Annotated in this window: 21 protein-coding genes, 1 tRNA gene and 1 rRNA gene; all 23 read left to right on the top strand. The window is 36.0% G+C overall.

The features are described from left to right. Nucleotides 1-109, top strand: a 23S ribosomal RNA gene (locus tag DW963_RS04505); the annotation flags it as partial. A 240-nt stretch (nucleotides 110-349) separates the two neighbouring features. Further along, complete coding sequence (locus tag DW963_RS04500) at nucleotides 350-2,014, top strand: primosomal protein N' (RefSeq protein WP_117914016.1); 1,665 nt, start codon at nucleotides 350-352, stop codon at nucleotides 2,012-2,014. Beyond that, nucleotides 2,007-2,822, top strand: coding sequence for a TPM domain-containing protein (locus tag DW963_RS04495; protein WP_158568614.1), 816 nt, complete (start codon nucleotides 2,007-2,009; stop codon nucleotides 2,820-2,822). Before DW963_RS04500 ends, DW963_RS04495 begins: the two co-directional genes overlap by 8 nt. After that, nucleotides 2,800-3,627: a response regulator transcription factor gene (locus DW963_RS04490; RefSeq protein WP_353652768.1), complete on the top strand. Its 828-nt coding sequence runs from the start codon at nucleotides 2,800-2,802 to the stop codon at nucleotides 3,625-3,627. Before DW963_RS04495 ends, DW963_RS04490 begins: the two co-directional genes overlap by 23 nt. Continuing rightward, the gene (locus tag DW963_RS04485) at nucleotides 3,624-4,682 is read left to right on the top strand and encodes a sensor histidine kinase (protein ID WP_117914013.1); all 1,059 of its coding nucleotides are present in this window, start codon (nucleotides 3,624-3,626) and stop codon (nucleotides 4,680-4,682) included. Before DW963_RS04490 ends, DW963_RS04485 begins: the two co-directional genes overlap by 4 nt. Then, nucleotides 4,663-5,373 carry a LytR/AlgR family response regulator transcription factor gene (locus DW963_RS04480; protein ID WP_117914012.1) on the top strand — a complete coding sequence of 237 codons (711 nt, stop codon included), beginning with the start codon at nucleotides 4,663-4,665 and terminating at the stop codon, nucleotides 5,371-5,373. The genes DW963_RS04485 and DW963_RS04480 overlap by 20 nt, the downstream gene beginning before the upstream one ends. A 9-nt stretch (nucleotides 5,374-5,382) precedes the next feature. Further along, nucleotides 5,383-6,630, top strand: a complete 1,248-nt coding sequence (locus DW963_RS04475; RefSeq protein WP_117914011.1) for a sensor histidine kinase — start codon at nucleotides 5,383-5,385, stop codon at nucleotides 6,628-6,630. A gap of 125 nt (nucleotides 6,631-6,755) precedes the next feature. Next, entirely contained in the window at nucleotides 6,756-7,529 is a 774-nt protein-coding gene (locus DW963_RS04470; RefSeq protein ID WP_117914010.1) for a hypothetical protein, read from the top strand. Between the two features lie 60 nt (nucleotides 7,530-7,589). Then, nucleotides 7,590-8,360, top strand: coding sequence for a hypothetical protein (locus tag DW963_RS04465; RefSeq protein ID WP_117914009.1), 771 nt, complete (start codon nucleotides 7,590-7,592; stop codon nucleotides 8,358-8,360). Beyond that, nucleotides 8,353-9,174: a hypothetical protein gene (locus DW963_RS04460; protein WP_117914008.1), complete on the top strand. Its 822-nt coding sequence runs from the start codon at nucleotides 8,353-8,355 to the stop codon at nucleotides 9,172-9,174. Before DW963_RS04465 ends, DW963_RS04460 begins: the two co-directional genes overlap by 8 nt. Nucleotide 9,175: 1 nt before the next feature. Beyond that, entirely contained in the window at nucleotides 9,176-9,724 is a 549-nt protein-coding gene (locus DW963_RS04455) for a DUF5028 domain-containing protein (protein WP_147347576.1), read from the top strand. Between the two features lies 1 nt (nucleotide 9,725). Continuing rightward, entirely contained in the window at nucleotides 9,726-10,490 is a 765-nt protein-coding gene (locus DW963_RS04450; protein WP_117914006.1) for a hypothetical protein, read from the top strand. Then, entirely contained in the window at nucleotides 10,465-11,298 is an 834-nt protein-coding gene (locus DW963_RS04445; protein ID WP_117914005.1) for a DUF2705 family protein, read from the top strand. The genes DW963_RS04450 and DW963_RS04445 overlap by 26 nt, the downstream gene beginning before the upstream one ends. 3 nt (nucleotides 11,299-11,301) lie before the next feature. Next, the gene (locus DW963_RS04440) at nucleotides 11,302-11,940 is read left to right on the top strand and encodes an ATP-binding cassette domain-containing protein (RefSeq protein ID WP_117914004.1); all 639 of its coding nucleotides are present in this window, start codon (nucleotides 11,302-11,304) and stop codon (nucleotides 11,938-11,940) included. Nucleotides 11,941-12,064: 124 nt separating this feature from the next. Further along, nucleotides 12,065-12,832, top strand: a complete 768-nt coding sequence (locus DW963_RS04435; protein WP_117914003.1) for an ABC transporter ATP-binding protein — start codon at nucleotides 12,065-12,067, stop codon at nucleotides 12,830-12,832. Further along, nucleotides 12,822-14,885, top strand: a complete 2,064-nt coding sequence (locus DW963_RS04430) for an ABC transporter permease (protein ID WP_117914002.1) — start codon at nucleotides 12,822-12,824, stop codon at nucleotides 14,883-14,885. Before DW963_RS04435 ends, DW963_RS04430 begins: the two co-directional genes overlap by 11 nt. 353 nt (nucleotides 14,886-15,238) lie before the next feature. Further along, entirely contained in the window at nucleotides 15,239-15,700 is a 462-nt protein-coding gene (locus DW963_RS04425; RefSeq protein WP_117914001.1) for a hypothetical protein, read from the top strand. Between the two features lie 107 nt (nucleotides 15,701-15,807). Beyond that, complete coding sequence (gene hisH, locus DW963_RS04420; RefSeq protein ID WP_117914000.1) at nucleotides 15,808-16,413, top strand: imidazole glycerol phosphate synthase subunit HisH; 606 nt, start codon at nucleotides 15,808-15,810, stop codon at nucleotides 16,411-16,413. Between the two features lie 19 nt (nucleotides 16,414-16,432). Then, on the top strand, nucleotides 16,433-17,191 hold the full coding sequence (hisF, locus tag DW963_RS04415) for an imidazole glycerol phosphate synthase subunit HisF (RefSeq protein WP_012739125.1): 759 nt from the start codon (nucleotides 16,433-16,435) through the stop codon (nucleotides 17,189-17,191). A 12-nt stretch (nucleotides 17,192-17,203) separates the two neighbouring features. Next, nucleotides 17,204-17,878 carry a uracil-DNA glycosylase gene (locus DW963_RS04410; RefSeq protein ID WP_117913999.1) on the top strand — a complete coding sequence of 225 codons (675 nt, stop codon included), beginning with the start codon at nucleotides 17,204-17,206 and terminating at the stop codon, nucleotides 17,876-17,878. 71 nt (nucleotides 17,879-17,949) lie between these two features. Further along, nucleotides 17,950-18,426, top strand: coding sequence for a COG2426 family protein (locus tag DW963_RS04405; protein WP_012739127.1), 477 nt, complete (start codon nucleotides 17,950-17,952; stop codon nucleotides 18,424-18,426). A 166-nt stretch (nucleotides 18,427-18,592) separates the two neighbouring features. Beyond that, nucleotides 18,593-18,664 (top strand) — tRNA-Glu (locus tag DW963_RS04400). 91 nt (nucleotides 18,665-18,755) lie between these two features. After that, the gene (gene rimP, locus DW963_RS04395) at nucleotides 18,756-19,226 is read left to right on the top strand and encodes a ribosome maturation factor RimP (RefSeq protein ID WP_012739128.1); all 471 of its coding nucleotides are present in this window, start codon (nucleotides 18,756-18,758) and stop codon (nucleotides 19,224-19,226) included. Nucleotides 19,227-19,231 lie beyond the last annotated feature (5 nt).

The raw sequence follows: 19,231 nt of genomic DNA, 5'->3' as shown, positions 1-19,231 counted from the left end.
TAACGTAAGTTAGTAAGACCCCTTGAAGACGACGAGGTAGATAGGCAGAAGGTGGAAGTGTGGTGACATATGGAGCTGATCTGTACTAATAGGTCGAGGGCTTAACCAAGAGAAAAGGTTAAGACGGTTTGGATAGAACAAAGAGAGTTATTCTTAAGAGTAATCGGATGAAAGAATTTTAATGTGCAGTTTTGAAAGAGCAATATGAAATATAATGTATTCAGGCAGGTCGCAGGACCTGCTTTTTTTGTGCGTTTTCATACTAAATGTGGGTTTGAAAAGATTAATAATGGGTGCTACAATTAGCATAACTTTGAATTAAGTTATTACATATGAGGGGAGAGAATGAATGTATCAGTGTCCTAATTGTGGCGGACGGTTAATTTTCGATATATCGTCACAGTCGATGTTATGTGAGCATTGTAATACACATTATAATCCATATAATCTTGGAGAAGGAAATTCGGCTGAAGAAAGTAAAGAGTATGATGTTACGGTATTCAAGTGTCCGCAGTGTGGCGGTGAAATTATGAGTACAGATAATACGATTGCTGATTTCTGCAGCTTCTGTGGAGCATCTACAGTTCTGGAAAGCAGAATTTCCAAAGAACTCCGTCCGGGATATATTATTCCGTTCAGCAAAACCAAGCAGGATTGTAAGAATCAATATAAGAAGATGATGAAGCGTGCATGGTTTGCACCTAAGGAATTAAAAGATGAAAAATATATTGATGGTTTCAGGGGAATCTATATGCCATACTGGGCTTATCATGTATCACAGAAAGGTCCTGTTGTATTAAGAGGAGAGAAAAGCAAAAGACGGGGAGATTACATTTATACGGACCATTTTGATATTAACGGTGATATGGACTGTCAGTATAAGGGAATATCGTTTGATGCGTCATCTTCATTTGATGATAATATAAGTGAGGCGATTGCACCGTATGATGTTAAGAATATGGCGGGATTCACGCCGGCATTTCTTAGCGGGTTTTATGCTGATACGGCAGATGTCGGGTGTGATGTTTATATGAATGATGCAATTGATATGGCTGGTGAGGAGACATATGATTATGTAGCCAATAATATTCCGCTTGGAGGGGTATCACTTCGTGAAACAGAAAGTACTATTAAATCCAAATGTAATGCGGTGATTGAGTCTGTTGACAGGACATTGTATCCAGTGTGGTTTCTGTCGTATAGGAACAGGGACAGAGTTGCATATGCAACGGTCAATGGTCAGACTGGAAAAGTATCGGCAGATTTACCGGTTTCTATTGGCAGATATTTTGCTGGGTCGGCACTTCTGGCTGTTCCGATATTTATATTACTTAATATGTTCTTCACATTAAGACCGAAGGTAACACTTAATGTTGCAGCTGTAATAGCACTGATTACAATAATATTGTATGTGTTTGAACTGGGAAAAATAAAGAGACGGGACCAGAAGCTTGATGACAGAGGCTCATGGGAAGAATCAAAGCTTTCCAGCCGCAGATATAAAGCCGGAACAGATAATGATAATCTGGCAAAACAGATGTCTGATGGCAGAAATAATGCAAGGATTAAAAGAGTAAGTAAGAAAGAAAAAAATAAGATGGCACCATTGCTGAAGGGGGTTGTTATATTTGCAATATGCATGGTTGCAATTCCTAATTTTATGTTTGCTTTTTCTATATTTAGTGCAGTATTTTCAGTGGGTTCCTCTTTTTTCGTCAGTGCGGCGTGTTTTGCTATAGGCGTTATTATTACGCTTGGTAATTGCAAGACATATAAAGAAGTATCAGGAGGAAAAAATGTGCCGGGAAGTGTAGGCGCACTTGTAGCATTGGCTGTTTCAACACTGATTCTGCTTATTAATCCGGTATCTGACCTTTTTTATTATGGTGCAGTTATATTTGTGCTTGCTTCGCTGATGTTTACACTTGTTGAGCTTATTAAGTATTACAATGTGCTTGCAACAAGAAGACTGCCACAGTTTGATAATTACAAGGGAGGTAATGATAATGCGTAGAAAAATAACATTTTTACTGACCTTTCTTGTAGCAGTTCTAAGTATCGCATTGGCAGGAGGCAGAGTATATGCTGATACAGGCTATGAGGTTGAAGATTATGCTAATCAGGATTTCTGCTATGTTAATCCGGATACAGGCTATGAAGCAGTGATTGTTGATGATGCATTACTTTTATCAGTTTCTGAGAAGAACATGCTTCTGGATAAGATGAAATTAATTACCACTTATGGTAATGTAATGTTTAACTCTATAAGCTATAACAGCACTTCGACAGAGAGTTATATTAAGTCTCTGTACAGAGAAAAATATGGCTCTGAGAGCGGAACGATATTCGTTATTGATATGGATAACAGAAATATATGGATACATAGTAATGGTGCTATTAACAGGACAATTAATAAGGCATATGCAGAAACAATTACCGACAATGTGTATACTTATGCATCTGATGCAGACTATTATATATGTGCGATGAAGGTATATGAGCAGGAATATACGCTGCTTCAGGGAAGAAAGATTGCACAGCCAATGAAATATATAAGTAACGCATTGCTTGCGATTGTTATTGCAGTTGTTATTAATTATATAATTGTGCGTGTGTACTCCTCAAAGAAAAAGGCATCAACCAAGAGCCTTATGAATGGATTGTTTGAGTACAGGGCATTTAATAATTGTAATGTTGTATTTACACATCAGACAAAAACATATTCTCCACGAGAATCAAGTTCTGGCGGTTCGTCAGGCGGAGGCGGCGGAGGCGGCTCATCCGGCGGTGGTGGAGGAAGTGGCGGCGGTCACAGCTTCTAACAGGAAGTGGAATCAGTTACAGACCCAAAAACTGCTTATATTTATCAAAAGACAGAGAAACCTTTTTGAGTTTTCTCTGTCTTTTTTTAGTGAAACAGTTTACAATACATTTATATCAAAATGCAGTGAGGAACTTATAATGAACAGAATTCTGATTGTTGAAGATGATAAAGATATAAGCAGGGAGCTTAAGGAGCTGCTGGAAAATTCAGGGTATGAGGCAGAGGTTCTGTCTAATTTTAAAAATGCATGTGACAGTATTATTGCTGCAGAGCCGGATCTTGTTCTGCTTGATATCAATATTCCGTATATGAATGGGGAAATGCTTTTGCAGCAGTTAAGGAGTAAATCAGATGTGCCGGTTATTATGGTTACAAGCAGGGATTCAGAGGCTGACGAGGTGCTTTCCATGAGTTATGGGGCAGACGATTATATAACAAAGCCGTATAATCCGACAATACTTCTGTTAAGGATTAATGCGGTATTTAAGCGGCTTGGTGCGAAGTCAGATAATACAACAACTTACCGTGGAATGGAAATACTGCCACACAAGGGTGTTATTAAGTATAAGGATGACGAGATAACTCTTACTAAAAATGAAATGACAATATTCATGTATCTGTTATCACACAGGGAGCATATAGTTTCAAGAGATGAGCTTATGACTGAGCTGTGGAACAATGAGGAGTATCTTAATGACAATGCACTGACTGTGAATATAAGCAGATTAAGAGGCAGATTTAAAGATATTGGTCTAGAAGATGTTATTGAGACAAGAAAGGGACAGGGATATATTCTCGTATGAAGTCAGGAAAATATATTAAAGACAGACTGTATTCAGTGTGCATATTTGTGGCAATGCTTATCATAAGCGTACTTATGATGGCGGCATTCAAGGTGTCTGTCCAGTTAATAATTGCAGAAATATTTATAATGATAATATGCTATATTGCAGTTGTGCTGGCAGATTATTACCACAGAAAGAAGTTCTATGACGAACTGGAGGCTAACATAGCTGCACTTGAAGAGAAATATCTTATTACAGAGACAATTGTCAGGCCGGCTTTCTATGAAGGGCAGATTTTCTATGATTCTGTGAGTGACATAGACAGGTCGATGACGGAGAATGTTAAACGATACAGGCAGGGAATGGAGCAGTTCAAAGAGTATGTTGAAATGTGGATTCATGAGATAAAGCTTCCGATAGCCTCACTTACACTCATGCTTCATAATAACATGGATAAATGTGATAAAGAATTTGCGGACAGGATGAATACGCAGATTCGCAGAATCAATAACTATATTGAGCAGATTCTTTATTATGTGAGAAGCGAAAATGCAGAAAAAGACTATATAATTAACGATGCCAGACTGTCTAAGATTATAAGTAATGTAGCATTAAAGAATAAGGATGATCTGCTTGAAAATGATATCACATTTGAAGTGAGCAATGCAGACAGGATTGTTCTTACAGATGCAAAGTGGATGGAATTCATGCTTAACCAGATAGTGAATAACAGCATAAAGTACAAGGATAAGACAAAGGCAGAGTCGTATATAAAGATGTCGGCAGCAGAGGATAAAAAATGTGTTGTCCTTGAAATACTGGATAATGGAATTGGCATAAATGCGTCAGATTTGCCGAGAGTTTTTGACAAATCATTTACAGGGGAGAATGGAAGAGAGTTCTCCAAGGCAACAGGAATGGGACTTTATATTGTAAAGAAGCTGTGTGACAAGTTAGGACATGCCATAAGTATTGAGTCGGTAAAGGGCGAATATACACGGGTGAAGATTACATTTTACAAGAATGATTTCTATAAGGAGATAACAGACAGCAATGAAAGTGGCAGTATGTGATGACAACAGAGAGTTCTGTGAGAAGGAACGGACGACTATAAAAGATGTATTTAAGCAGTATTTTCAGGGAGAAGATTGTCAGGTGGATATCTACAATGACGGTCAGACAATTATTAGTAATTATTCAGACAATGCTTATGATATGGTATTTCTTGACCTTGAACTGGGCGATGAGAATGGATTTGATATTGCGGAACAGATAGTATTAATGAATAATGACGCAATTATAATATTTGTTACATCTCATGAGAATCTGGTTTATGAAGCATTCAGATTCAGACCGCTTGGGTATATAGTTAAAGACAGATTTGACCGTGAATTTACAAGAATGATGGTAAAGATAGTTGATAAACTGATAAAGATGAGGCAGGTAATAGAACTGGGTGGAGAGAAATTCTATGTTGACAGGGTTGTTTCAATTGCAACGCAGAAAAGAAAGATATGTGTCAAAAGTCTTAAAGGAGAAATATTATTGGCAGATTCGTATAGTAAGCATGTTGCAGAGCTTGAAAAATATGGATTTGTGCAGTCAAGCAAGGGCGTGCTTATTAATATGAAATATATTAAGTGCATTGATGAAGATAACGATGTATTTGTGATGTATAATAACGAGCGTGTTCCTATAAGCAGGCGCAGGAAGAAAGATGTCATAGAAGAATACAGAAAATTCATGTTTGATAATAACAGGTAGGAAACAGGTATGATGGATATAATTAATATAGTGCTTACATGTGTATTCCTGTGTGTAATGAATACAGGTGTAATATTTATTATGGACAAGATAAGGAAGCTGACGGGAGATAATATAATACATGTGATTAAGATGGTTCTGTTAGTGGGTGCAGGGGCAGCAGTCTATATAATGACATATTATGGAATTAATCCATGGGTGATAATGGAACTAATGATTATCATTGCCATTCTGATTGTACAGTATATAGAACAGATAACAATTAAGGTAATACTGGAAATATCACTGATAAATTGTATCGGAATAGCCATATTATCTGCTAATCAGGCTGATATAATAGCAATATGTATCATATATCTGATTGTGGAATTATATATGTTTGTAGTCTATCTGTCTGCAGTAATTATAAAATACTGGGAATTGGATAATCTGGAAATGATGTTCATACAGATATGTGTAAGTTCAGTGCTGGCGGGATTATTCTTTGGAACAGGCATATATGACACATATAATTATGGGGTAGAGACCGCTGGAATATTAATTGTGACAGTTTTAACATTTGAAATAATCGGACATTGGATGCAGGACTTTTTTAACAGGACTGAGGAGATTAATAAAAGGATAGAATATGCAAATGAACAGTTTGAGGTTGAACGTGTCCAGAAAATGTATGAAGAAAGCAGAAAGTTAAGACACGACCTTAAGCAGTGCCTGACTTCTGCAATTGGTTATATGGATGACAACAATTATGATAAGGCGGAAGATTTCTTAAAGAATATAATGAGTGAGAAAATTAACTCATATGCTTATAGAAAATACTGTGATAATAGAACGCTCAACTATATTCTTAATGATAAGAATGATAAATGTGAAAAGCAGAATATAGCATTTACATGTATGGTACTTGGTCAGGTTGGACTGATTGATGATATAGATATGTGTATTCTTGCCGGAAATGTAATTGATAATGCCATTGAGGCAGCAGCAAAATGCAGTGATCCGTATGTCAATGTTGAGATAACAAGCAGAGGTGGAATATTCATGGATGTGGAGAATCCTGTTAAAGAAACATTTCTTAACAGAAAGAATCCGTTCCTGACTACTAAGCTTGATAAGAATAATCATGGAATTGGTACGAAGAGCATAAGGGATATTGTTGACAAATATAATGGGGAAATCAGGTATGAGGAAAAGGATGGAAAAGTAACATGTCATATATTCCTTTCAACCAAATATGTAAAAAAAGATAAAGATTAATTACCACTTGTGCAGAAAAACGACCGCTTGTGCATATGCTCTTGAAAAGAAGTGAATAGGGAATTACATTAAGACTGTACGTTGATGAAATTCAATGTACAGTCTTTTTAGTATAAGGAGCAGATATGAAGAAGAAAATAAAAAGTGCAGTAATAAGTATAACAATTATAGCGGTATTGTTATTGTCAATTCTAATAGGGGTTAAGAATGGAGCAATAGATAAGTTGACAAAAGAAATGCCGACACTTGCAACAAGTCAGACAGAGACAAAGAAGTCAGCAGAAAATGAGTCTGAAAAAAATGAAAGCAGTAACTCTTCTAGGGTAAGAAATTCTAGAAAAAGAGATATAGTAAATATAGGACAGGAGTTTGAATTAATAGATTGGGATATAAGATATGGATATGATGAAAATAATAGAGATACATATAATGTTTTCAATGTAACCGTAAAGTCAGTAGATATATCAAGAGAATGTGATTTTGATATAAATAGGATTGATTATGGATTGACAAATAAAAAAGACAGCATGGATGATAATAATAATTTCATATCAGACTATTATTATGTAACTGTGAAATTAAATGTTAACAAAGATATTAATGATCATGATGTACCTCCAGATGGAGAAATTAGTTCGTTTAAGACAGTATGGTTTATAGGGAAAATAGATAGTGATGGAATATTACAGCGTATTAGTAATAGTGGAGCTGTTGGTTCAGATGTACTTGATAAGCATGGAAATGTATATTTTGAAAAAGGAGAAACTAAAACAATAACATTGTATTTTTTAATAACTGACGAAGAATTTGAAAGTGAAACATTAGCGATAGATTTTCATATTGATGGGTCACCGGATAAAGGAACATTAGCAATCGTACATGAACCAGAAGCAAATTAAATAAGTTAAGTACTCATGCATTTGATTAAAATTTAAGGAGCATTCTAATAGGGAGAAGATATGAAGAAGAAAATAAAAAGTGCAGTAATAAGTATAGTTGTTATTGCGGTATTGTTATTGGCAATTCTAATAGGGGTTAAGAATGGTGCATTAGATAAGCTGAAAAAAGAAATGCCGACACTTGCAACAAGTCAGACAGAGACTGAAAAGTCAGCAGAAAATGTAAAAAATGATTCTACAGAAAGTAAACCTTATCAAGGAATAGAAGTTGCTGGGTATGGGGAAGAATTTGAAATAAGGAGAGAAATAGACATAAATCGTAAGTATGATGAAAACGATAGGACTACATATAATGTATACCATGTAAGAGTCAACGATTGCAGAATATCAAGACAGTGTGATTTTGATATAAATAGGATTGATTATGGATTGACAAATAAGAAAGACAGCATGGATGATAATAATAATTTTATATCAGATTATTTCTATGCAGCTATCGAATTAGAATTAACTAAAGATATTAATGATAATGATGTGGATGATGATTATAATGTTTTCCAGACTTCATGGTTTATAGATAGTTTGAATGACGATGGAACATTTGAACCTATTAAAAATGCAGGAACGGTTGGTTCAGATGCAGAAGCCAATAAAATTGGAAAAACAAATTTTAGTTTTGAAAAAGGAGAAACAAAAAATTTAATATTATATTGTATATTTACAGATGAAGAAGTTGAGAACGACATAATTGCATTGAATTTTCATCTAAGAAATTCACCATATATAGGACCATTAGCAATCATACATGAACCGGGAGGAGAAAATGAATAAATTAATTAAAATAGAATTGGAAAGAGCATTTAAGAATAAGATGCTTATTATATCAGTAGCAATAGGGTTAATTATCGTAGGGTTTAATATATGGAACGAGATTATTCCAGCAAGAAAAACATTAGATAAACTGCTTGAGATGGGGAAATACAGCGGTATACAGCTTCCGGGACTGTATATGAAGTGGATGGGGGTAAGACCAGGTTCATATGTATTTCTTTATTACTTTATTATGCCGCTGCTGACAGCATTGCCATATTCTATAAGCATATTGATGGATGTGAAAAAGCACTATGTTAATAATATATTTACAAGAATTGATAAAAAGAAGTATTACAAAGCAAAGCTTTTTACCCAGTTTATAGTAGGCGGTTTTGTGGCAAGCTTTCCGCTTGTTATATCATTTGTTGTGACAGCTATGATTTTGCCAGCTTTTAAGCCAGAATCGGTCAGCTCACAGTTTAATTTCTCGAAACTGTCAGTTTTTGGAGATTTATTTTTTAAAGCACCGTTTGCAATGGCTGTTATAGTATTTTTATTTGCATTTGTGGGATTTGGACTTATTAACTGTATTGCATACATATTTGCAGACCTTGTAAATAACAGGTTTATGGTCGCACTTACACCATTCATGATGTATTTCTTTTATTATATTGTTTGTTCATCTATTGGAAGAGATGGTCCTATGGAATATCTGACAGCATCCAAACTGCGTTATTCTGAACTGAAATTTATGATAATTGATATGGTGATGTTAATAGTGCTGATAACAGTATCGTATTTTGTACGAAGCAGAAGAAAGGATGCAATCTGATATGAAGAAGAAAATATTAATAATAGCGTTAGTATGTATATTGGCGGGAGTGGCAGCGTTCTATATAGTTAAAGTCAATAAGATGTATCCACAGGGAAGTGTAACTGAATATGAGCTTAATGAATCGGTTGAATTGAATGGATATTCGGCATCTGTCAGCAGTTATAAGGTTATGTCAATTGAAGATTTTTTGAATGAGTATGGAATTGATAAAAGAAAAGACATAAGTGATGAGCAGGATGATTTATATGTGATGGTTGCTGAATGTACTTTAGATATAACGGGAGAGATGAAAGGATTTCCTTATGCAGATATCAGACTGGCATCGGGAGCTTTCTCGCAGGGAATATCTAATGATTATATAAGAGATATTAACAAAGAGGTTAATTTTTCTAAGTTTGAGCAGGGGACAAGCATTACTGTAGATATACCTTTCCTTATCCACAGCATATCATTTCCTCACAGCATAAATGCTGATAAGCTGAATAAAGAAGAATGGCAGTTGTATTTCTCAGTAACTCCGGGTAAGTATGTGAGAATGGGTAAATAATATGTGGAATGAATTAAAAAGAAGATATGTTAATACAGAAATGCTGTTCTGGCTTGTAGGAGCAGTTATTTCACAGGAAGTTCTGCTTACAATTTTCTTAAGGTCTTTACAAAGAAATGCGTCGGGAACACCGTGTGTATTAGATGTATTGACCTGTATGTCACAGAATTATGTGTTTCCACTGATGATGATTATAGCAGCTGTATGCAATCAGAGAATGATGAAATGCGACAGAGATCCAATGATAATTCTGAAATACAGTTCGAGGGCAGGAATATATCTGTGGCAGAGTATCTGTACGATAGTGTATTCGGCAGTGCTGTCGTTAATATATGAACTGGCTGCAATTGCATATGCAGCAACTAAGTTTGATGTATTTTTTAACTGGAACAGTTATTCAAGTTATAAATTAACGAATATGGATGTATTGCCGGCAGGTCAGGTAACAGGTATGCAGGTAATGTTTGTTTACTGGATATTAATGGCTTTGATGATTGCAATAACATGTTTTATAGGAATTATATGCGAGATTATATTTTCATCAGATGTTATATCAGGTGCGGCTGTTATTATATTTGCAGGAGTAGATATATTTATACCGCTTACCTATCATAAAATGATTATATTCGGGGCTGCATGGTATAGTTCTAATGAGTGCGCCAGAAAGCTTGGCATAGCTGCTTTAATTATGGCTGTTCTGATTATTGCAGGTCTTATTCTTCAAAGAAAGCGTGAGTATTATGAATACAAAAAAGAAGATGAGTAACAAAAGTATAAGAGGCGTTATATGGCATGATATTGAAAGAGGTTTCTATGCTGACAGATTCAGATACTTAATCGCTGTTCTTATGCTTGCCGGAGTGCTGATAATATTAGGAAATCATGAATTTGGAATGATGGATACGATATTCTTTATTCAGGGAGGCTATGATCCTGTTCTTATTATTAAGGAGGGAAAGATTGTATTTCCTTTTGTATGGATGCTGATTCAGTTTCTTGTGCCATTCATGATATACAGTTATTGCAATGATGACTGTGAAGGCGTAGGGATTGATTTTCTTATGAAATGCAGAAGCAGAAGATTATGGTGGAACAGTAAATGTCTGTGGAACTGCCTGACTGTACTTTCTGTATATGCAATTCAGTATGCAACAGCATTTGTATATGGATTATACAATGGAAACCTGAGTATGAAGGTTAATTATGAGCTTTTTGAAAAGATTAGTAATAAGTCTGTCCCGGATAATACGGCAAATGTGTGGATTATAGTGTATATGCTTGTAATGCCGGTTGTTGTTTCTTTGGTAACAGCACTGGTTCAGATGACAATCTCCATGTTTACGAATCCGATGATTGGCATGCTCGCAGTTATGGCATGGAATGTTATGTCAGTATTTATAAACAATCCGATTATGATAGGAAATAATTCTATGGTGGTAAGAAGCAGTGTGTATAATGCACAGAGAATACAGGTATGGCAGTCAGTCGCAGTATGCATTGTCGTGTATATTGTTGTGTATGTGGCAGGAATGATTGGATTTAATAAAAAAGATATTCTTGTGAGGGAGGATTAAAAAATGTATATTAAAATAACAGATGTTAATAAGACAATAAAGAAAGCACCAATATTAAGGGATATTAATCTGGAATTCACAGGTGGAAAGGTATATGGATTAAGAGGAAAGAATGGTTCGGGAAAGACTATGCTTATGCGTGCAATATGCGGGCTTATTACTCCGGATTCAGGAATAATTGATATTGATGGAAAGATACTTGGAAAAGATATATCTTTTCCGGAAAGTATAGGCGTGTTAATTGAGAATCCTTCATTTATAGGTAATTATACAGGGCTTAAGAATCTTAAGGTGCTGGCATCTATTCAGAACAGAGTAAGCGATGAACAGATTAGAAAGGCACTTAAGGATATAGGACTTGACCCTGATGATAAGAGAACTTACAGAAAGTATTCTCTGGGAATGAAGCAGAAGTTAGGAATTGCGGCAGCAATTATGGAAAATCCTGATATTATTATTCTTGACGAGCCGATTAATGCACTTGATGATGTCAGTGTTGAGAAGGTTCATGATATATTAGAAGAACAGAAGAAAAGAGGAGCGGTAATAATTATTGCATGTCATGATAAGGAAGAACTTGACCAGTTATCTGATGAGATAATAGAGATATCAGATGGCAGAATTATCAATAAAACCTGTTAATAGTTTCATTACATAGTACTGGAGTAATGTTACAAAATTGTAATGTTCCGTAATATTGAACAAACGACACCGGATTAGTTAAGTGGTAAAACATAATTAATCTATATGAAAGGAATTAATTATTATGGAAACAATACTTAAGATTGATAACATTGAAAAGTATTATGGAAACAAATCAAGCCTTACCAAAGCGATTGACAATATTTCGTTTGAGGTTGGAAAGGGAGAATTCGTTTCTATAATGGGAGCGAGTGGTTCAGGAAAGACGACTCTTCTTAACTGTATATCAACACTTGATAAGGTGACTACAGGTAAGATATATGTCGGAGGCAATGAGATTACCCAGTTAAAGGGTAATAAGCTTAACAAGTTCAGAAGAGAGGAGTTAGGCTTTATCTTTCAGGACTTTAATCTTCTTGATACTTTAACAGCATTTGAAAATATTGCACTGGCGCTTTCTATACAGAATGTTCCGGCAAGGGAGATTGAATTAAGAGTAAGACAGACTGCAAGAGAGCTTGGCATTGAAGATGTATTAAACAAATATCCTTATCAGATGTCAGGCGGACAGAAGCAGAGAGTGGCAAGTGCAAGAGCCATTATTACTAATCCAAAGCTTATTCTTGCTGATGAGCCTACAGGAGCACTTGACTCAAGGTCATCAAGGATGTTACTTGAGAGCTTTAATTTTCTTAATACTGAGCTTTTGGCAACTATTCTTATGGTAACGCATGATGCATTTACAGCAAGCTACGCAGGCAGAGTGATATTTATCAAAGACGGTAAAATCTTCAATGAGATACGCAAAGGTGAATCTACAAGAAAAGAATTTTTTGATAAAATCATTGATGTTGTGACATTGTTAGGAGGCGACCTTAATAATGCTCTTTAAGATATCATTAAAGAACATCAGGAAGAGTTTAAAGGATTATACCGTCTATTTCTTCACTCTTATTCTTGGTGTCGCAATATTCTATGTGTTTAATGCAATTGACAGCCAGAGCGTTATGCTTGATGTAAGAGCAAATGTGATGGATATTATCAAGCTGATGAATGACATGCTTTCAGGAGTAAGCGTATTCGTATCGTGCATACTTGGATTTCTGATTATATATGCAAGCCGTTTTCTTATTAAAAGACGTAATAAGGAGTTTGGCATATATCTTACACTTGGAATGAGCAAGAGAAAGATTTCAGTGATTCTTTTCTTTGAGACACTGCTTATCGGCATTGTTTCACTTGTGGCAGGGCTTGTTATTGGTACAATCCTTTCACAGTTTATGAGCGTGATTGTTGCTAATATGTTTGATGCTGATATGACTAAGTTTAAATTCATATTCTCAATGAAGGCATGCATCAAGACTTTAATATATTTTGCAATTATGTATGTGTTAGTTATGATATTTAACACATTCAGTATTAGCAGATGTAAGCTTATTGATCTTCTCAATGCAGGTAAGAAAACTGAGAAGGTTACCATGAAGAACCCGGTTGTCTGCACAATAGTATTCGTCATAGGTGTTGGTATTCTTTCTTATGCATACTGGATGGTTACAAGGGGTGTTGAGTCAATAAATATTATTAATAAAATAGGCGTTCCTATTGCACTTGGCTGTGTCGCTACATTTTTAATATTCTGGTCTGTTTCAGGCTTTATGATAAGAATATTCACAAGTATTAAGAGTGTGTATTATAAAGGTGTGAACAGCTTTGTGTTAAGGCAGTTCTGCAGCAAGATTAACACTACTGTATTCTCGACAACTGTTATATGTATCATGCTTTTTATTACAATAAGCGTGCTTTCTGCAGCACTTTCAATGAAGGATTCGCTTTCAAAGGATCTGGACAGTATGTGTCCTGTTGATGTACAGCTTGCAAAATATTCATATGATGCGATGAGCGAGGCATATGCCACATCACAGAATATGAATGAAAAAGACAGGGAAATGCTGGAAGATTCCAAATTAAGTATAATAGAAACGCTTAATAACAGTGGATTTGATGCACAGAAGTATTTTAAGGATGTTGTTGAATATAATATATACAACACCGGATTGACAGTTAAAGATACATTAGGGGATATTAATACAGATGATTATCAGTTTATGGCAGATGCTATTATGCCGGTAATGACTATTGGCGATTATAATTCTGTTGCAAGACTGTATGGTAATAGTACGTATGAACTTAATGACGATGAATATATTATAGTGGCAGATTATAAGAACATGGTTATGATTAGGAATCAGGCATTAAAGAAAGGAATTATATTATCTGTCAATGGAAAAGAGTATAAACCAAGATATAATGAATGCAAGGATGGTTTTGTAAAGATTGGTGTTCAGAATATGAATGATGGGATTCTTGTTGTGCCTGATAATGCGGTAAAACCACAGCAGGTACGCAATATGGGGCTTAGTGCTGACTATAGGGCAGACACTAAGGAAGAAAGATATTCTATTGAAACACAGTTAGACAATTTAATGAAAAATATATCATTTAAAAAGAGCTTCATTAGCTGGAATTCCAGAATTGACCTGGCTGAAAGCAGTGTCGGGCTTGGAGCATTAGTTACATTTATTGCCTTATATTTAGGAATTATATTCCTTATAAGCAGTGCAGCAATTCTTGCGTTGAGAGAATTGTCAGACAGTGCAGACAATAAGGAACGATATGGAATGTTAAGGAAGCTTGGAGTTGATGAGAGAATGATTGATATGGCGCTTTTTAAGCAGATTGGAATATTCTTCGCATTTCCACTGATTCTTGCACTTATACATTCTGTGTTTGGAATTAAGTTTATTAACATAATTCTTGCAACTATGGGAATGAGTTCAATGGCAGCATCTATTGGGCTTACACTGGCATTCGTTGCAGTTATTTATGGTGGATATTTCCTTATAACTTATCTGTGCAGCGGAAGCATTATAAGACCGGTAAGATAATTATTTAATAATATGATTGTATTTTTAATAACAATCTGCTATAATGCTGATAAAGAAATTTGAACGTGAATAACGTTGGTATTAATTTAGATAATTTTCTTCATTTTACACTTCCTCTTATAGGACGCCATCTGACATGGATGGCGTCCTTTTTTGCGTGAGCAGCGATGAGAGAAGATATGGAAAGTTCACAGTTGTGCTTGCACAAACTGTGAACTTTATATAGATTCTCGAGGAGCGCCGCGACAATGCCAGAACATAGTTCTGGCATATCGCTGCTCGCGCAAAACAGGTAGCGATGACAATCCTCAAAAAAGATGTTATAATCATCTGGTTATGAAATGGAGGTATGTATGATTTATAACGATTTAATGGAAGATATAAAAAGCGCAGACTATGTGCTTTTCGGACTTGGAAAAGAGATATATAATTCGGATGATGCAGAGGTTAATGATAATCTTAAGAAGCTTTTTGAGTCGATGGAGCATGTGAATTATTTTATCGTATCTACTGATAAAGAAAGAAGAATAAGAAATGCGGGATTTAACGAAAGACGTATAGTATGTCCGGCTAATGAGTCTGCTGCCGAAGAAGAGGAGAAACAGTGGGATTTCTATAACAAATGGCTTTCTTCTTCACTTGCAAAGAAGCTTGTTATTATAGAGCTGGGCGAGGATTTTTCTAATCCTAACATTATCAGATGGCCATTCGAGAGAATTGTCATGATTAACCAGAAGGCTAAGCTGTACCGTGTTCATAGTACATTTTACCAGATTCCTAAGGAAATCAGTGACAGGCTTTCGCCTGTGAGATGAACGGGGCACAGTTTATAAAAGAACTTGTCAAATATTGTTAAGACGAATTTTTTGTGATAATATTTTACTGATTATTACAGAATACATGTGTATGGAAGGACAGAAGGATGATTGGAATTATCGATTATGATGCTGGCAACTTGCGCAGCGTTGAAAAGGCTTTAGTATCATTAGGCGAGGAAGTTATCGTATCAAGAGATTCAAGTGAAATCCTGCAGGCGGATAAGGTTATTCTTCCGGGGGTTGGTTCATTTGGAGATGCCATGAATAATCTTGATAAGTTCGGACTTGTTGATACTATTAAGAAGGTTGCTGCGAGTGGAACACCATTTCTTGGAATATGCCTTGGACTGCAGCTTTTGTTTAAGGAAAGTGATGAGACTCCGGGAGCAGAGGGACTTGATATTCTCCCAGGAAAGATATTAAAGATTCCTGCTAAGGATGGCTTCAAGATTCCACATATGGGATGGAATTCTCTTGATGTTAAGCCGGAAGCGAGACTCTTTAAGGGACTTGAAGGTAACCCATATGTATATTTTGTACATTCCTATTATCTTAAGGCAGCAGATGAGGGAATTGTTGCTGCAACTACCGAATACACTACACATATTCATGCTTCGGTTGAGAGAGGCAATGTGTTTGCATGCCAGTTCCATCCAGAGAAGAGCAGCGATGTAGGACTTAAGATATTAAAGAATTTCGCATCATTATAATTGCTTAAAGGAGTTGCTCATGTTTACTAAAAGAATTATACCATGCCTTGACTGTAAGGATGGACGAGTTGTTAAAGGAACTAATTTTGTTGATTTAAGAGATGCAGGTGATCCAGTTGAGGTTGCATCGATGTATGACAAATCAGGTGCAGATGAGCTTGTATTTCTCGATATTACTGCATCAAGCGACGGAAGAAACACAACTGTTGATCTTGTAAGAAGAGTGGCAGAAAGAGTATTTATTCCATTTACGGTAGGCGGTGGAATACGAAGTACAGATGATTTTAAGGTGCTTTTAAGAGAAGGTGCTGATAAGATATCAATTAATTCGGCAGCTATTATGAATCCACAGCTTATATCAGATGCAGCTGATAAGTTTGGAAGTCAGTGTGTTGTTGTTGCAATTGACGCAAAGAGGAATAGCGATGGTCATTGGAGCATATATAAGAATGGCGGAAGAGTTGATATGCATATGGATGCTGTAGAATGGGCAATGAAGGCAGAAAAGCTTGGAGCAGGAGAGATTCTTCTTACAAGTATGGATTGTGACGGAACGAAAGCCGGATATGATATTGAGCTTACTAATACAATTGCGTCAAATGTATCAATACCTGTAATTGCTTCAGGTGGTGCAGGCAGTAAAGAACATTTTCTTGATGCATTTACTAAGGGAAAAGCAGATGCAGCACTTGCAGCTTCACTATTCCATTATAAGGAACTTGATATTATGGAGCTTAAGAAATACCTTGCAGATAATGGTATTCCTATGCGTATGTAGGAGGATATGGATATGTCAATGATAGATAATGACTGGCTTCCTGCTATTAAGGCGGAATATTCCAAGCCATATTACAAGGAATTATTTACATTTGTTAAGGATGAATACAGCAAATATGTTGTATATCCTCCGGCAGATGATATATTTAATGCGTTTCATTTTACACCGCTTAGTAAGGTTAAGGTACTGATACTTGGTCAGGATCCTTATCATAATGTACATCAGGCACATGGACTGTCTTTTTCGGTACTTCCCGGAGAGGAAGCACCGCCTTCACTTAAGAATATATATAAAGAACTGCATGATGACTGTGGATGTTATATTCCTAATAACGGGTATCTTAAGAAATGGGCCGACCAGGGAGTGCTTCTGCTTAACACAGTGCTTACAGTAAGAGCGCACCAGGCTAATTCACATCAGGGACACGGCTGGGAGCAGTTTACGGATGCAGTTATTAATGCTGTCAATATGCAGGACAGACCTATTGTGTATATGCTGTGGGGTTCGCCTGCACAGAGGAAAGCGTCAATGCTTAATAATCCGAAACATCTTATTCTTAAAGCACCGCATCCGAGTCCGTTATCTGCGTACAGAGGCTTTTTTGGCTGCAGACATTTCAGCCAGTGCAATGAATTTCTGAAGGCTAATGGGGTAGAACCGATTGACTGGCAGATTGAGAATATATAATATGCTTGATTTTTTAACAAATGTTATGTATTATCAATTAATGTTTATTATTTAATTAAATAGGAGATAGTATGTTAAAAAAGTATTTGTATATTTTTCTTATTTCTATGGTTCCACTTATTGAGCTTAGAGGTGCAATTCCTGTATCACAGGGATTCCAGTTACCATTGTTACAGTCATATATTGTGTGCGTAATAGGTAATATGCTTCCTGTTCCGGTTATTTACCTTTTTGCAAGAAAGGTTCTTGAGTGGGGAAAGGATAAGAAATATATTGGCAAGTTCTTTACTTTCTGTATTGAAAAAGGACACAAGGGTGGAGAGAAGCTTAAGGAGAAGGCTGGAAGAGGTCTTTTTGTAGCATTATTACTTTTTGTTGGAATTCCGCTTCCGGGAACAGGTGCATGGACGGGAACACTTGCAGCAAGTTTTCTTGATATGGGATTTAAGAAGAGTGTAATAGCAGTTTTGTTAGGAGTTTTACTTGCAGGAGTGATTATGGGAATCGCAAGTGCGGGAGTATTTACAGCAATCTTTAGTTTTGCATAAGATTATTAATTGACTTAAAATCCAGTATTTAAGCGCTTTTTTGAAGATTTTGAAATATTTTTTGAAAATTTTAAAAAAAACTCAAAAAAGTGCTTGACGGATTACGATAATTGAGTTAAGATATCATTGTTGCTGCGGTACACAACTGCAAGACAACGAAAGCTATGGCTTGTTGGTCAAGAGGCTAAGACGCCGCCCTCTCACGGCGGAATCAGGGGTTCGATTCCCCTACAAGCTACTATATGTGATACGGAAAGAGTGGGCAGAGATGTCCACTCTTTCGTTCATATATATGAAAACTGAATATTTTTAGAAAGGGTGAGTACTGCATGGGAAAAAGAGAAAGCTATGAAGCTAAGACAACAGAACTTATACAGCCGGTTGTTGAAGCTAACGGCGTGGAACTTTTTGATGTTGACTACGTGAAAGAAGGCAGCGACTGGTATCTGCGTGTCTACATTGACAAAGAAGGCGGAGTTACTATTGATGACTGCCAGAATGTGAGCAGAGCTTTCAATGAGATACTGGACAGGGAGAATTACATTGATGACCAGTATATATTTGAGGTAAGTTCTCCGGGTCTTACAAGACCTCTTAAGAAAGAGAAGGATTATGAAAAGAGTATTGGCAGAATGATTGAGATTAAATTATTTAGTCCTGTTGATAAATCTAAGGAATATTCCGGGGTTCTTAAGGAATATGATAAAGATACGGTAACAATTAGCATTGATGATGTAACTAAAACATTTGACAGAAGTAATCTGGCTATGATCAGATGGGCATTTGTAGATGAAGTATAAATATA

Source organism: Eubacterium sp. AM46-8, assembly GCF_003466705.1.
Taxonomy (GTDB): Bacteria; Bacillota; Clostridia; order Lachnospirales; family Lachnospiraceae; genus Lachnospira.
This window is presented reverse-complemented; position numbering and strand designations above follow the sequence as displayed.